Origin of the sequence: Pseudomonas sp. MIACH, assembly GCF_001269925.1 — a bacterium.
Classification (GTDB): Bacteria; Pseudomonadota; Gammaproteobacteria; order Pseudomonadales; family Pseudomonadaceae; genus Aquipseudomonas.
Map to the genome: position 1 here is coordinate 1 of NZ_LHVO01000006.1, position 13,828 is coordinate 13,828.

Genomic DNA, 13,828 nt, shown 5'->3' on the forward strand with positions numbered 1-13,828 from the left:
GGAGAAAAGCATGGGTGCAGCACGGAAAATCGATGTGTATGGCGCTAAGGGCGGCTCGGATAAGCCGAAAACACCAACCGAGGCACCGGATAGCCTGCGCTCTGTCGCAATGGCAAAGATGCTGATCGCTGTTGGCGAAGGTGAGTTCGAAGGCACACCTACCGCGCGCGATATCTTCCTCGACAACACTCCGCTTCAAGACCCCCAAGGCAACATGAACTTCCCTAACGTTAAATGGGAGTGGCGCACCGGGGCGGTAGACCAAACCTATATCCAAGGCATCCCGTCGATCGCGAACGAAACAACGATCGGTACGGAGTTGCGCAGTGGCACGCCCTGGGTTCGAGCCATCACCAACACTCAGCTTTCTGCTGTGCGCGTGCGCTTTGCCTGGCCGGCACTTCAATCGGTCGACTCGGGCGGGAACATCAACGGGTACACGATTGGCTACAAGGTCGAGTTGGCAACTGACGGCGGTGCCTACCAGGAAGTGTTGAATGAGGCCGTGTCCGGAAAGACTACAAGCGTCTACGAGCGCACGCGCCGCATCGATTTGCCGAGGGCGAGTTCAGGTTGGCTGATGCGGATCACTCGACTGACTGCAAACCAGAACAATAACAAAATCTCCGACACCATGCAGATTGCCGGCTTCACCGAGGTGATCGACGCGAAGATTCGTTACCCGAACACCGCGCTGCTCTTCATTGAGTTCTCGGCAGAACAGTTCCGCAGCATCCCGGCCGTGACCGTGGGCTGCAAGGCTCGAAAGTGGTCGGTACCGAGCAACTATGATCCGGCATCGCGGACATACAGCGGTGTGTGGGACGGTACCTTCAAGGAGGCCTACACCAACAATCCGACTTGGGCGACGCTCGGCATCACAACGAATGATCGCTTCGGCCTGGGTCGCCGCATCAAGCCGTGGATGGTCGACAAGTGGGAGCTGTACCGGATATCGCAGTACTGCGACCAACTGGTGCCGGACGGGAAGGGCGGCCAGGAGCCTCGCTTCATCTGCAACCTGAACCTGCAGAGCAAGGCTGACGCCTGGTCGCTGCTTCGCGACATCTCGACCATCTACCGAGGCATGACTTACTGGGCCCAGGGGCAGGTCTTCACCTTGGCGGATATGCCGCGCGCAACCGACTTCGACTTCGCCTACACCCGGGCAAACGTCATTGATGGCAAGTTCACCTATTCCAGTGCATCGGAACGTACTCGCTACACCAGGGCGTTGATCAGCTACGACAACCCGCTGAACAACTACGACACCGATGTCACGGCTGTGACCGATGCCAAGCTGCAGCGGCGCTACGGCGATAACCCGCTGGAGATCAGCGCCATCGGCTGCACCCGTGAATCCGAAGCCCAGCGCCGGGGCAAGTGGGCGCTGCTCACAAACTCCAAGGACCGGGCCGTTACCTTCAAGGTTGGCTTGGACGGGCGTATTCCGCTGCCTGGCTACGTAATCCCGATCGCCGACGAGCTCCTGGCCGGTCGGCCGGTTGGCGGGCGTATCTCGGCGGTGAACGGCAAGGTCATCACCCTGGACCGCGACACCCAGGCCAAGCCCGGTGATCGGCTGATCCTCAACCTGCCTGATGGCAAGTGCGAGGGACGTACCGTGCAACTGGTCAGCGGCCGGCAGGTCACCGTGACCGTGGCCTACTCCGTTGCGCCTGAGCGCGAACTGGTGTGGGCGCTGGATGCTGACGACCTGGCCATCCCGCTTTATCTCGTGGTCAGCGTGGCACGGCCGGAGCCTGGCGTGTTTGAAATCTCGGCGGTGCAGTACGACCCGAGCAAGTTCGATCACATCGACACCGGCGCCCGGCTGGAAGAGCGGCCAATCAGTGTTGTGCCGATTACCGTTGTTCCGGCGCCGGCCAGCGTCACCCTGACATCAAGCTACGCCGTGAATCAGGGCATCGCCATCAGCACCATGAACATCTCGTGGCCCGCCGTGAGCGGCGCGGTCGCTTATGACGTGGAGTGGCGCAAGGACAGCGGCAACTGGATCAAACTGCAGCGTACGGGCGCGACAAGCGTGGACGTCACCGGCATCTACTCGGGCGCCTACCTGGCCCGGGTTCGGTCGGTGAGCGCCTTCGAGATCTCCTCAATCTGGAGAAACTCCAACCTGACCAACCTGGAAGGTAAGGTCGGCTTGCCGCCGGCGGTGGCGTTCCTGAACACCACCAGCGAACTGTTCGGCATCGGCATTCGCTGGGGCTTCCCGGCTGGCGCCGAGGACAACCAGCGCACCGAGCTGTGGTATGGCCAGGCCAATGACTTGTCGGCGGCGACCAAGCTGGCCGACCTGGCGCACCCTCAGGCGAATTACAGCATGCAGGCGCTCCAGGCCGGCGCGCAGTTCTTCTTCTGGGCTCGCCTGGTGGACCGCACCGGCAACGTTGGCCCGTTCTATCCGGTCGGCAACGGCGTCATGGGGATGGCCAGTGCCGAAGCTAAGCCGGTGCTGGATCTGATCGCCGGACAGATCGGCCGCACGGAGCTCGGCCAGGACATCATCGACGAGATCGACAAGATTCCAGGGCTGCAGGCGCAGATTGATGCGCTCGACGGGCTGTCGGCCTACGACCCTGAGCAAACCTACATCGAAGGCGATCTGGTGGTGGTGGGCAAGAGGATCTATCAGGCCACCGGCCCGGTACCGGTAAACACCGCGCCACCGAACGCCGGTTACTGGGTTGACGTGGGCCAGGTGCTGGTTACCGCCAATGGGCTCGCGCGCCAGGTGGAGATCAACACCACCAGCATCACCGAGTTGGATGGTGTGGTCACGGCCCAGGCGTCGAGCCTTCAATCCTTGCAATCGGCCTATCGGGATGACACTGGCGAGGGTGACCTGGCGGGTGCACTCCAGGGCTACAACGCCGCAGCGAGTTTCGCGGAGGAGGTGAAAACGCGCGCCTCGCAGAACTCGGCCATGGTGCAGCGGCAGGCTGAACTCACTGCATCTGTTGGCGACGTCGCCGGCACCGTGACGGAACTGGAAAGCGTGGTGGCCACGGACCGACAAGCGACGGCTCTTGCGATCCAGCAACTGCACACCGATGTCGAGGGGAACACGTCCGACATCCAGACGCAGTCCCAGATCATCAGTGACATCAGCGGCAAGGTGAACCTGTCCTGGTCGGTGAAGATGCAATACAACTCCGCTACCGGGCAGTACATAGCCGCCGGAGTGGGCCTGAGCATTGAGAACGGCCCCGCCGGGCTGCAAAGCCAGTTCCTGGTCAGCGCTGACCGTTTCGCCATCGTGAACACGATTGCTGGCGGCGCGATCTCCGTTCCGTTTGCGGTGCAAGGCGGGCAGGTGTTCATTAACTCGGCGTTCATCCAGGACGGCACGATCACCAACGCCAAGATCGGCAACTACATTGCGTCCAACAACTACGTGGCGGGCGTTTCCGGCTGGAAGCTGTTCTTCGACGGGACCTTTGAAATCAACAGTGCTTTCGGCGGCCAGGCGCGGCAGGTCATCAATAACGCCGGCGGCAAGGTTTTCGACGAGAACGGAACCAAGCGCTACCAGTGGGGAGACCTTTCCGCATGAGCTACGGGGTAAGGGTGTGGGGGCCGACCGGCCTCCTTGAGCTGGATGAGAACTCATTCACTGTTCGGATTATTTATTCGGCGATAGTTCAATCAGGTGCCCCGGCTCCTGGGCGTTCCAGATTTATATCAATTCCCGGAGTTGATCCCGCTACACATTCAGCCGTCTGCATACCAATCGCGGCTTATGACACGTCCGCTCAAAGCAACTATGCAATTCAATACACTCCAATAGTTTCTGTTGGTGGTGTAACCGTTTTCTTTGGGCATCCTGCGACTTCTGCCGGGCCGATCGGACTTAGCCCTCAAAGACTGTTAGTTATGAGGTACAGATAATGTCCTACGGCGTTCAGTTCTCGAATAATAATGATGTTGTAATTATTGATTCGGAGTTCTCAAGGCTGGTGGTTCTGGATCGGGGAGTATGGAGCGGTAATGGCTCAGGCGTGTTCGTGCCATTTGCAAGCACCATAACCTCTGAAGAGCCTCCGCTTGTTTTCGTCAGGATTAATCAGTCGAACACTTTGTGCTTTTGCGTGATCACGGGCAGCTCCGGTAACTGGACAGGTTTTTCCTTTAGCGGTATTGCTGGTTCAGGAACGTCTGGAAGTTGGTTCGCGGCATCATTCAAGTCCAATCCAACAGCGAGTTATGGATTTCGGGTTTGGGATGGATCATCAAAGCTGCTATTTGATAGTGGCACTCCCGCCGCGCAGTTTACCAGGACCATTACCGGCTGGAGCTATCTGGGGGCTGAGCAGACGGGTCAGGGTGTTTACAGATTAAGTTGGACAGCATATTCGCCGCTAAATACCGGTGATTACATGCTTTTGAATAATATTGCAATGGATGTTGCCGGCGGAACAACCCGACAGGGGAACATGTACGCGGTTTGGGATTACGCAAACGACAGGTTGGTGATGCAGGTTGTTGGCGTAGACATCCAAAACACTTTGTATACGCCCGTGGTTTTCGCGAAGCCTATTTCATAGGGGAATTAAATGGCCTGGTATAAAACAGGAACAGTTTCTGTAACAGCTGGCAGCAATGCTGTTATCGGAACTGGAACATCCTTCATCAAAAATGCCCGGGTGGGTGATGCTTTTCGTGGGCCTGATGGAAGATGGTATGAGGTCACTAATGCCGCCAGTGACACAGCGCTGTCGATCTCTCCAGATTATCAGGGCCCAACCCTGGCCGCCGGCAGTTACTCGCTCGCTCCGATGCAGGGCTACGTCAAGGAGTCGGCTGACCAGCTAAACGCCGCCACCAAGACAATCGCCGGCACAGCCACTGATATGTCGGCACAGGTCAATCAGGCCAAAGCGTCGGCGGATTCCGCTACTGCTTCCGCTGGCACGGCGACAACCAAAGCGTCAGAGGCCTCTGCATCTTCAGCGAATGCCACCAGCCGTGCCGCTGCCGCACTGGCAAGCCAGAACGCCGCGAAGACATCCGAGACAAACGCTAAAACGTATGCGGATCAGGCGGCGGCTTCAGCATCGATCCCGCTGTCCACACCGCTTACTGGGTTCAGTGCAGCGAACGCCGCGCCGATTGTTGCTGCGGATACGATCCTGACAGCGTTTGGTAAAGCTCAAGGCCAAGCCAATCTGGGTGGCTGGGCAGTGTCAAAGCAGACCGTGGCGGATATACACGCGGTGTCGATAAGCCAGAAGTTTGATATTAGCGACGCCGCAGGGACCGCAAACATTCCTTTCAGGCTGGGCAGTACCACTGTTAGATTTGATGCGGGATCCACGGGCATTGTTTCGCAGTGGGGGAACTTTGCCAGTTCAAAACACTGGCAAATGCTGATCTTCGACCGGGCCTCTACCAACATTGCTTATCGCAGGATGAGCAGTGGGGTTGTTCTGCCGGATGACTACATCGTCGTTTACCCAACAGGCAAGACGGTTCTCGACATCAGTCAAGGGGGCACCGGTTCGGCAACGGGCGTTCCGAATATGGTGGGCGCAACAGCGTCCGTCGCTGGTGTGAAAGGGCTTGTTCCAGCCCCGGCCGCTGGTGACCAGGCAAAGTTTTTGGCGGGGGACGGAACATATAAGGCCCCAACTTCTAGTGCATGGGGGGCAATTACCGGCACGCTGTCGGCGCAGGCTGATTTGCAGTCGGCGCTTAATGCGCTGGGTGCTCAAGAATATCAAATAGTTTTTGACACGCTTTGGTCAGGTAATGTCGGTGGGCCTACAACGATTACCCTGTCGAGAGCGCTAAGGTCAGGCGATATGGTTTTTTTAAGGCACACGGATTCCGGCCAAACCATGACTACCACGGCACAAATCTACGATATCAGCTCCGGCAAGGTTATTTATGTGAACGCAAGTACCACCGTCGCCACGACTATGACGATAGGTGCAACACCGGACAAATTAAACTTTACGGGATTCACGAATGGATTCGGAGTTGCAAACGTATACGCACTGAGGATTGTTAAAAAATGACGACTTATACCAATGGGGTTTACTTGCAGACCTTCCCTATTCCAGAGGGCCCTGAGTGGCGGGAGGCTCTTCAGGAGGATATAGATCGCATTGAGGGGGAAATGCGGCTGGAGAGAGATGCGCTTGGCGAGACCACTTGGCGAGACGAGCAGATGCCGATGGCCCAGCAGACAGTGACGGCGCTGACGTATGGGGAGGAGGGTATTTCCGGAACCGTTGCAGAATGGCAGAAGTATTGGCTGTCACTGCGCAAGTGGACTTCCGAAAATCCCGACTTCCCCGACAGCAGCAAGCGCCCCGTAGCGCCCAGTTGATCTGCAGCCGAACACCGACACCCGCCATGAGCGGGTTTTTTATTGCCTGGAGAAAGCTATGCCGATCACTGAGCAGCAGTTGCTGTAGATCCTTCCGAACATCGGCGTTTTCGTCCTGTGATGAATGCTGCGATGGGCAAGTATGGAATTATCATCTGGTTAAGCACTCAAGGATGGGCGAGGTGGGCCACGAATGCGAATACGTAAAACTTAAACTCCAGCGCCCTCCGTGATTACCGGCGGAAGCGGAATTTTTCCCATCCATTTTTGAATCTGAAAGTTCCGGTGTCTCCTCTGAGAGCGTAAAGGCTTGCTCTATAACAAGCAGTGAATCGAGAGAATCCAAGACGTCTGATTTTTTTGTAGACCCAACCCCATCCGTGGCGATTGGTAGTTTTGGCGGGCCTTTGAACCATTAACGCGTTCCTTCTTGGCGAAATTTGGCGCAGATGATAGCGATGTGCCCCACCGCAAAGGCTGTCAATTAATAACGGGGAGGAACTTCTTATCTCCATGGGTTTTCTGGCCCCATTCGTTTGAGTGCAGCATCGTCTAAAACGAACTCAACAGAGTTTATTTCACCTCTAATTCCCGCTGTTATGCGGTCTCTTTTTGTCTGGAGAAAAGTATGTCTATTACCGAGCAGCAGTTGCTGCAGATCCTCCCGAACGCCGGCCGCCAAGCCGGCGTTTTTGTTCCCGCCCTTAACACGGCCATGAATCATTACGGCATCGTTGGCGTTGCGCGTGCCGCTGCATTCATTGCCCAGGTCGGGCATGAGTCGGGTCAGTTGCGGTGGGTTCGCGAGATCTGGGGGCCCACCGCACAACAGGCCGGCTACGAAGGGCGCGACGATCTGGGCAACACGGTGAAGGGGGACGGCTCCAAGTACCGTGGCCGGGGCCTGATCCAGATTACGGGCCGGGCGAACTACGCGGCGTGCGGTGAAGCGCTGGGCCTGGATTTGGTCAATCAACCCGCACTGCTGGAGCAGCCGCAGTTCGCCGCGATGTCGGCGGCTTGGTTCTGGTCGACCCGTGGGTTGAATACGTTGGCGGATCAGGGGCAGTTCGTGAAGATCACCCGGCGCATCAATGGTGGACTCACCGGCCAGGACGACCGCCAGGCGCTGTACGAAAAGGCGCTGGAGGTGCTGGCATGAGCGGAACAGGATTCACCAGGCTGTCGCGGGCACTGGCTCAGGCCAAAGAGGGGGATCTCTTCTTCGAGTGCCCGGGTTGCGACATGGTGCACGGCATCTCAACTGGAAATGGGCCTGGCCCGCGCTGGGGTTACAACGGCAACGCAGAGGCACCTACCTTCACGCCGTCGGTACTGGTCCGATACAACTGGTCGGACGGCCCCAGGGTTTGCCACTCATTCGTGACCGACGGCCGCATCCAGTTCCTCGGCGACTGCACGCACGAGCTGGCGGGCCAAACTGTTGATCTACCTGACTGGGGGGATGAGCATTTATGACGCCAGTGCAGAAGTTGGCCGGCCTGGCGATGCTGATCTTGGTGCTGATGGCCATCGCTGCCGGTATTACCTGGCAAGTGCAGGACTGGCGTTTGGGCAAAAAGCTCGCCGAGCAGTTGGCCGAGCAGGGCTCCGCGCATCAGAAAGCCCTGGACGCGATCACCGGCGAAGCCTGGCGGCAACAAAAGGCAGAGCAGGACAAGCGGATGGCCACCGAACAGAAGCTCGAGACCCTGGACCAACAACACACCAAGGAATTAACCGATGCCCAACGCAATCAGGCTCGCCTGCGTGACCAGCTTGCTACTGCTGATGTCCAGCTGTCAGTCCTTCTCGACGCCACGGAACCAGCCAGTGGCTGCAACTTGCCTCCCGCCCCCGGCGCCGTCGGCGTGGTTCATGCAGCCCGTCGAGCCCAACTTGACCCAGCGCATGCTCAAAGAATTATCGCCATCAGCGACGACGGTGATCACGGACTGATCGCGCTGCGGGCTTGCCAAGCGTACGTGAGAGAGATTGGTCGCTGATCAACATCCACGACACGTGGCAGATTCGTGATTTTGTCTACCTGCCTTCATGGCTATCTATTGATTTTTTCAGCTTGCGAAAAGTCGCAATGGGGGCATGAGCGAAGGGGCGCTTAAGATAAGTCGCAAATCATTTCTGAAGATTCATGATCTGTAGTAGCGTTATGCCCTTATCAGCATTTATGGGTCGAATAATCATGACGGTTGACGATGATGTCGCATTGGTAACAGGCGGTTGTTTTGTGGCTGGCGCTGGCGCAGGGGTTGCCATAGGAGCGGGTTCTGCAGCGGCGGCAGCGGCGGGCTTAGCTGCCTCGACAGTGGCGACCGGGACTGGCGCTGCGGCAGCAACAGCTGCAATTGCCGCTGCCGGTGGGGGCGCGGTGGCGGCTGGAGGTACTGGATTGGCTGGAGGGCTGGCCACAATCGCAACAACCGCCGCCGCCTCGGCAACAGTTCCGATTGTAGGATGGGCCGTAGGTGGAGCTCTTGTTGTTGGGGCTGGAGGCTACCTAGCCTACACAAAATTGATCAAGCCTAGATTCGGTCGCTAGGCCTTTAGTTAGGGCGTGTTTCCTGTCTAAAACCACCTCAGCCCAGCACGCATTCGTTGGGTGAAAAGGGCGCTAAATGAAAGTAGAGTTTTAGACAGTTAATCTTTGAAAGTCGCGTAATTCGCGGCGCACGACTTTCTCCAGCCCATACTGCTGCATCAGTAGCGTGCGGTGAGGAACTGCGAGTTGAGCAACGTTGGCATGGCGCCAAGGAAGCGTATGACGCTCGTACCAATTTTTTGTACCAGCGACCGTGCACAGCAGTAAAATTGCTAGTGCGCTGGCACAGCGTAGGTAACATCAGCGTGATCATGCGGACGAAATTCATCGTGGTAACGAATGACTTCTTCGGCCAACCTGAGGTTAGTTACAGGACAGGACGAAAACAGGCTGGCTGCTTCTCTAGCCTGAGCCAGAACGGCATCGACTGGTTTGCTGATATCGAGCACATCCTCATCTGACCAGATTCCATGCTGCGTTCGTTTGATGTAAATACTTGCTGAGGGGGATAGCTGAATTCGCCCTAACACCTGGAGCAGGCAAACACCTTCTACCACGTATCCTTCTAGCCTCTCCAAAGTAGCTTTTAGCTTTGGGTAGTCAATATGTTCAACATACCCGTCCATTTTCTCCTCCAGGAAGCAGTCTAAGCTTATACAAGGAAGCCCTAGTGCTCCTGAGATCTCTTGGGCCAGTGTCGATTTGCCTGCGCCATCTATTCCATCAATGCCGATACGCACTGCACGTTTTGCTCGGATCGCATCGATCACTTCCTGCGAGTTTAAGCAGTCCGTCATGTAGAGCCCCGCTAACATGATCCGGTGCCCCGGGAGAACACCGGAATATTGTCAATTATTTGCTTTTAGGTGCCGCGTTACCGCGTCCACCTCCCGATGGTTTCCCGGTGGTGCTCGGGAGGTTAGCTACCGCTGGTGCTTTCGATCCGCCAGATTTTCCTGAATTGGATCCTGCCTTTCCGCCGCCTGATTTTGACATGACCATCTCCTTGGTGATGCAAAGTGGAGTTGCACTTCTACAATAGATACTTTTTTGGATAGCGCGAATTCGGGAGCAGGATGCGCGCAAAACTCCCGCTACAACCCTCGGTTTTCCTTTTGCATAATCACAAAAAATCGGATGTTTTGCCGACCCTTAAAGCATATAAATGCGTTTTAAATCAAAAGGTTGGCTAGACACTTCCCCCAGCATGGGGTGCTAGGGGTCGAGTGTTCGAATCACTCCGTCCCGACCATTATTCCTGAGTAAAATCAGACTCTTAAGCCGATCCCATAGATCGGCTTTTTTGTGCCTGCGCAAAACCCGCGCAAAACTGGTGCCGCTTGTTGTGAGGCAGGCAATTATTGAACTTCGTTCGATTGGCGAAACGACTCCAGGTCCTAAAAAGATCCAGAACGATCTGATGAAACGTTTTCCGGGGCAGGATCCACCGTCGAAAACGACGATTTACAACATCCTTAAGGCCGCTGACTTGATCACGCCTCGATCGGCGCGTCAGCGTGTCGCGGTCTATCCCAAGCCTTTGCGTAAGGCAGAAACGCCTAATCAGCTCTTCAGCGCTGATTACAAGGGCCAATTTCTTACCGGTGCGGGCGTTTGGTGCTATCCGCTGACGATCATGGATCATGCCAGTCGCTTCCTGCTTGCCTGCAAGAGCATGGCCAATACCAATCTCAAGGAGACCCAGCAAACCTTCGAACGCGTTTTTCGTGAGTATGGAATGCCTGAGCGCATCCGCACTGATAACGGCGTGCCGTTTGCGAGTACAGGGCGTGCGGGGCTGTCGCAATTGTCAATCTGGTGGTTACGCCTTGGGATTATTCCTGAGCGAATTGAGCCCGGTCGGCCAGACCAAAATGGACGTCATGAACGCATGCACCGGACATTGAAAAGCACCTTTCCCCAACCGCCGGCAATTGCTTGGGAGGCTCAGCAAAAACACTTTGATCGATTTATGCAGCACTACAATTATGAGCGAGGGCATGAAGCGCTCGGGCAGAAAACACCTGCTTCATGCTACGTGCCGTCAATCCGGGCCTACCCAGAGAAGCTGCCGGAAATGGGATATGCCAGCCATATTGAGTGTTACCTGGCTGACTGTAGTGGAATCATCAATCGAGGTGGCCTGCGCATTTACGTGGGTCACCTGCTCAGGCATCAGAACATTGGAATGGAGCTGATCAAGGACGGGGTATGGAATGTGATTTTCGGTCCGGTGATCTTAGGTCACGTCAATGCCAGGGATGCAAAGAACGGCTATGTTTCAATCAAAGTGTCACCTATGTGAATGCACTTTTTTGTAACCCATGTGGTTGTCCCGTACACAAAACTACCCGGTGATTTCGCTGATATTCAGGTCCGGAATTGCCTCGGACCAGATGATTTCCTCGTGGTCCCGCTGGTAGTTCTTGGTCATTCCCTCGCTCGCATGGCCTGCAATCTTCTGACCATCCTTTCCGGCTTTCTTGTACAGATGCAGTGACAGCGCTTGCACTTCGTGAAAGCCTGGCATCTCTTCTTCCTTCCACCCCGCGTAGCAGTTCGCAGCCTCCCGGGCCTCCTTGAATGCTCGCGTCAAATACCTCTCTTCAACTTTCGTCCAGTGGTCCCTTGTCTGTGCCTGCTTCTGTTTCAGCCGATCCGGTTTTCGGTGTACCAGGTAGGGCGAGACGACATCGTCTCGCTGTGTGAGGCCGGGATGGAAGTGCTGGTGATATCTCCAAGCCAAGCATGGTTGCTACACATGGCGGTCGAGTCTGCTAAGGCTGCTATCGACTCCGTCACCGAAGGCCTGGAGAAAGGGGCAAAAGCGTTTCTCTGGACGCCACCTCTTGGCGTGCTAGGGCTCTACAAGTGCAACGGCTACAAGCCAGTTCACCGCGGGGGCCAGGTCTATGCCATCACCGCCACCTTCGAACAAACCTTTCACCCCTGAGATAACCACCCATGGCACTGATCACGGACATCCAGAAACTGGAGCCCGGTGGCGAGATTCGCCTGTTCGAAATTGACGGCACCGAGTACGGCGCCGATTACCTTCGCTTCCACGGTCACGCTATCCCGCATACGGCTGAGGAGTTGCTGGCTTACGAGGGCTCCGAAGAGGACCTGCCCGCCAAGTCGATTATCTGGCAGGGCCAAGAGTACGCGGCCTGGCCGGTGCAGATTGAGGGTATCTCCTCGAGCAGCGACGGCACCGCCTCTCGGCCGACTTTCGCCGCCGGCAACGTCAACGGGCGCGTCACGGCGCTGTGCCTGGCCTTCGAGGACATGCTCAAGTTCAAGCTGACGGTCCGTGAGACTCTGGCCCAGTACCTGGACGCAGCCAACTTCCCCGAGGGGAACCCAACCGCAGACCCGACTCAGGAGGCACTGGAGATCTGGTACATCGACCAGAAAACCAGCGAGGACGGCGAGGCGGTGGTATGGGAGCTTTCCTCCCCGGGTGAGATCGATAACCACGGACTCCCCGGACGGCAGATGACAACCTTCTGCCACTGGGCCATGACCAACGGCTACCGTGGACCGGATTGCGGATACACCGGCGCGGCCATGTTCGACGACGAGGACAACCCAACCGACAATCCAGCCCTGGACCAGTGCAAGGGCTGTTTGTCGTCCTGCAAGCTGCGCTTCGGTGAGAACAACGAACTTTCCTTTGGTGGATTCCCTGCCGTGTCCCTCATAGCCCGGAGCTGACCATGCGTAAGCACATCATCGCGGCCATCCAGGCGCACGCGGCGGCTCAGTACCCGAAAGAGTGCTGTGGGTTGTTGCTGGCCATCGGCCGCAAGCAGAAGTATTTCCCGTGCCGGAACATTGCCACGGAGCCGAACGAAGAGTTCCGGCTCGATCCCGAGGACTACGCCGCAGCGGAAGACATGGGCGAAGTGATCGGCATCGTTCACTCACACCCGGACGCCACCAGCAGGCCGTCACCGCATGACTTGGCCATGTGCGAGGCCACGGCGTTGCCCTGGCATATTCTGTCGTGGCCGGAGGGGGATTTAAGGACGATCACACCTACGGGCAGCACGCCGCTGCTCAAGCGCCCCTTCGTACATGGGGCCTGGGACTGCTGGCAGGTCTGCGCTGACTGGTATCAACGTGAGTGGGGCCTTGAGTTCGAAGCATTCCAGCGCACCGATGGTTGGTGGGAGAGTGCGGAGAACGCCAGCCTTTACGAAGCGAACTACGAGGCTGCAGGTTTCGTGCGTGTCGACCGCCCACAACGTGGCGACATGATCGTCATGCAGGTTGGCCGCACCGCTCACCCTAACCATGCCGGGATTTACCTCGGTACCGATCCAGCGTTGCCCGGCGAAGAGTCCGGCACGTTCGGGCCAGGCCCACTCCTGCTGCACCACCTGTACGGCACGCCGTCCGAGATCATCGTCTATGGCGGGCCTTGGGTCGATCGCACACGAATGATATTGAGGCAGGCAATACGTACTTATGATTATTGATGAGTAAGTTGAGGTAGGTAAGCAATTCATAAATAATAGGTGGTTGAGATTTTGTTGTTAGTGATCTCTAAATTGGGGAGGTTAAAAGCTTGGTATTGGTGAACAATTTGGTGGTGTGCAAGGTGCAATAGTGTGGGATTGGATCTTCCAGTCTCCTTCTTCTGCTATTAGTATAATGAAGTCTGCCCAGACACTTCTTTGGGTGTCATATTTAGACTGGTATTGGAGGCCGACGAATGGGCCATGTTTTCCCATAAGCTCTTCGGTAGGGGTTACATTACTGATTGTTGGGCCTTTGGTTCGCTTGCCAAGCGGCACTCGCACGTTGTTTGATAATTGCGTAAATGTTTTTTCTGAAATGGTCTGTTTCTGTGCGGCCGAGAACATTCGGTATGCTTGTTGATAATTTTTTGAGTCAAGTAGCGA

At 56.5% G+C, this 13,828-nt stretch carries 11 protein-coding genes and 3 pseudogenes; 11 read left to right on the plus strand and 3 right to left on the minus strand.

Annotated features, from left to right (window positions below):
• The first annotated feature begins 10 nt into the window (after window positions 1-10).
• The 7 genes from AD670_RS02860 to AD670_RS02890 all read left to right on the plus strand — a co-directional run bounded on the left by AD670_RS02860 (window position 11) and on the right by AD670_RS02890 (window position 8,364).
• Entirely contained in the window at window positions 11-3,580 is a 3,570-nt protein-coding gene (locus tag AD670_RS02860; protein ID WP_053128182.1) for a phage tail protein, read from the plus strand.
• A gap of 334 nt (window positions 3,581-3,914) precedes the next feature.
• Window positions 3,915-4,571, plus strand: a complete 657-nt coding sequence (locus AD670_RS02865; protein ID WP_053128170.1) for a hypothetical protein — start codon at window positions 3,915-3,917, stop codon at window positions 4,569-4,571.
• A gap of 9 nt (window positions 4,572-4,580) precedes the next feature.
• The gene (locus tag AD670_RS31815; protein WP_256243850.1) at window positions 4,581-6,044 is read left to right on the plus strand and encodes a hypothetical protein; all 1,464 of its coding nucleotides are present in this window, start codon (window positions 4,581-4,583) and stop codon (window positions 6,042-6,044) included.
• Window positions 6,041-6,358, plus strand: coding sequence for a hypothetical protein (locus AD670_RS31760; RefSeq protein WP_177331615.1), 318 nt, complete (start codon window positions 6,041-6,043; stop codon window positions 6,356-6,358). Before AD670_RS31815 ends, AD670_RS31760 begins: the two co-directional genes overlap by 4 nt.
• Before the next feature lie 628 nt (window positions 6,359-6,986).
• The gene (locus AD670_RS02880; RefSeq protein ID WP_053128173.1) at window positions 6,987-7,520 is read left to right on the plus strand and encodes a glycoside hydrolase family 19 protein; all 534 of its coding nucleotides are present in this window, start codon (window positions 6,987-6,989) and stop codon (window positions 7,518-7,520) included.
• On the plus strand, window positions 7,517-7,837 hold the full coding sequence (locus tag AD670_RS02885) for a DUF6527 family protein (RefSeq protein WP_053128174.1): 321 nt from the start codon (window positions 7,517-7,519) through the stop codon (window positions 7,835-7,837). Before AD670_RS02880 ends, AD670_RS02885 begins: the two co-directional genes overlap by 4 nt.
• Window positions 7,834-8,364: a lysis system i-spanin subunit Rz gene (locus tag AD670_RS02890; protein ID WP_053128175.1), complete on the plus strand. Its 531-nt coding sequence runs from the start codon at window positions 7,834-7,836 to the stop codon at window positions 8,362-8,364. Before AD670_RS02885 ends, AD670_RS02890 begins: the two co-directional genes overlap by 4 nt.
• An 826-nt stretch (window positions 8,365-9,190) precedes the next feature.
• On the opposite strand, the gene AD670_RS02895 is transcribed toward AD670_RS02890, so the two are convergent.
• A complete protein-coding gene (locus tag AD670_RS02895; protein WP_156338073.1) occupies window positions 9,191-9,715 on the minus strand; it encodes a hypothetical protein in 525 nt (174 codons plus the stop codon).
• A 527-nt stretch (window positions 9,716-10,242) separates the two neighbouring features.
• Here AD670_RS02895 and AD670_RS02900 point away from each other — a divergent pair.
• A pseudogene (locus AD670_RS02900) lies at window positions 10,243-11,223 on the plus strand (integrase core domain-containing protein); the annotation flags it as partial.
• 42 nt (window positions 11,224-11,265) lie between these two features.
• Here the strand turns inward: AD670_RS02900 and AD670_RS02905 are convergent.
• Window positions 11,266-11,619: pseudogene (locus AD670_RS02905) on the minus strand (integrase); the annotation flags it as partial.
• Window positions 11,620-11,733: 114 nt separating this feature from the next.
• On the opposite strand from AD670_RS02905, the pseudogene AD670_RS32175 reads away from it, so the two are divergent.
• From AD670_RS32175 to AD670_RS02920, 3 genes and pseudogenes are all read left to right on the plus strand, one after another.
• Window positions 11,734-11,871, plus strand: a pseudogene (locus AD670_RS32175) (phage tail protein); the annotation flags it as partial.
• An 11-nt stretch (window positions 11,872-11,882) separates the two neighbouring features.
• Window positions 11,883-12,635: a phage minor tail protein L gene (locus tag AD670_RS02915; RefSeq protein WP_053128178.1), complete on the plus strand. Its 753-nt coding sequence runs from the start codon at window positions 11,883-11,885 to the stop codon at window positions 12,633-12,635.
• A 2-nt stretch (window positions 12,636-12,637) separates the two neighbouring features.
• Window positions 12,638-13,402: a C40 family peptidase gene (locus AD670_RS02920; protein WP_053128180.1), complete on the plus strand. Its 765-nt coding sequence runs from the start codon at window positions 12,638-12,640 to the stop codon at window positions 13,400-13,402.
• Window positions 13,403-13,483: 81 nt separating this feature from the next.
• Here AD670_RS02920 and AD670_RS30480 read toward each other — a convergent pair.
• A partial coding sequence (locus tag AD670_RS30480; RefSeq protein WP_156338076.1) for a DUF4019 domain-containing protein occupies window positions 13,484-13,828 on the minus strand: 345 nt, incomplete at its 5' end.

What these genes read in the sequence shown, in the direction of transcription:
- AD670_RS02865 (WP_053128170.1), top strand. Translation starts at nt 3,915, where the DNA reads ATGTCCTACGGCGTTCAGTTCTCGAATAATAATGATGTTGTAATTATT.
- AD670_RS02880 (WP_053128173.1), top strand. Translation starts at nt 6,987, where the DNA reads ATGTCTATTACCGAGCAGCAGTTGCTGCAGATCCTCCCGAACGCCGGC.
- AD670_RS02890 (WP_053128175.1), top strand. Translation starts at nt 7,834, where the DNA reads ATGACGCCAGTGCAGAAGTTGGCCGGCCTGGCGATGCTGATCTTGGTG.
- AD670_RS31815 (WP_256243850.1), top strand. Translation starts at nt 4,581, where the DNA reads ATGGCCTGGTATAAAACAGGAACAGTTTCTGTAACAGCTGGCAGCAAT.
- AD670_RS02920 (WP_053128180.1), top strand. Translation starts at nt 12,638, where the DNA reads ATGCGTAAGCACATCATCGCGGCCATCCAGGCGCACGCGGCGGCTCAG.
- AD670_RS02895 (WP_156338073.1), bottom strand. Translation starts at nt 9,715, where the DNA reads ATGACGGACTGCTTAAACTCGCAGGAAGTGATCGATGCGATCCGAGCA.
- AD670_RS02885 (WP_053128174.1), top strand. Translation starts at nt 7,517, where the DNA reads ATGAGCGGAACAGGATTCACCAGGCTGTCGCGGGCACTGGCTCAGGCC.
- AD670_RS02860 (WP_053128182.1), top strand. Translation starts at nt 11, where the DNA reads ATGGGTGCAGCACGGAAAATCGATGTGTATGGCGCTAAGGGCGGCTCG.
- AD670_RS02915 (WP_053128178.1), top strand. Translation starts at nt 11,883, where the DNA reads ATGGCACTGATCACGGACATCCAGAAACTGGAGCCCGGTGGCGAGATT.
- AD670_RS31760 (WP_177331615.1), top strand. Translation starts at nt 6,041, where the DNA reads ATGACGACTTATACCAATGGGGTTTACTTGCAGACCTTCCCTATTCCA.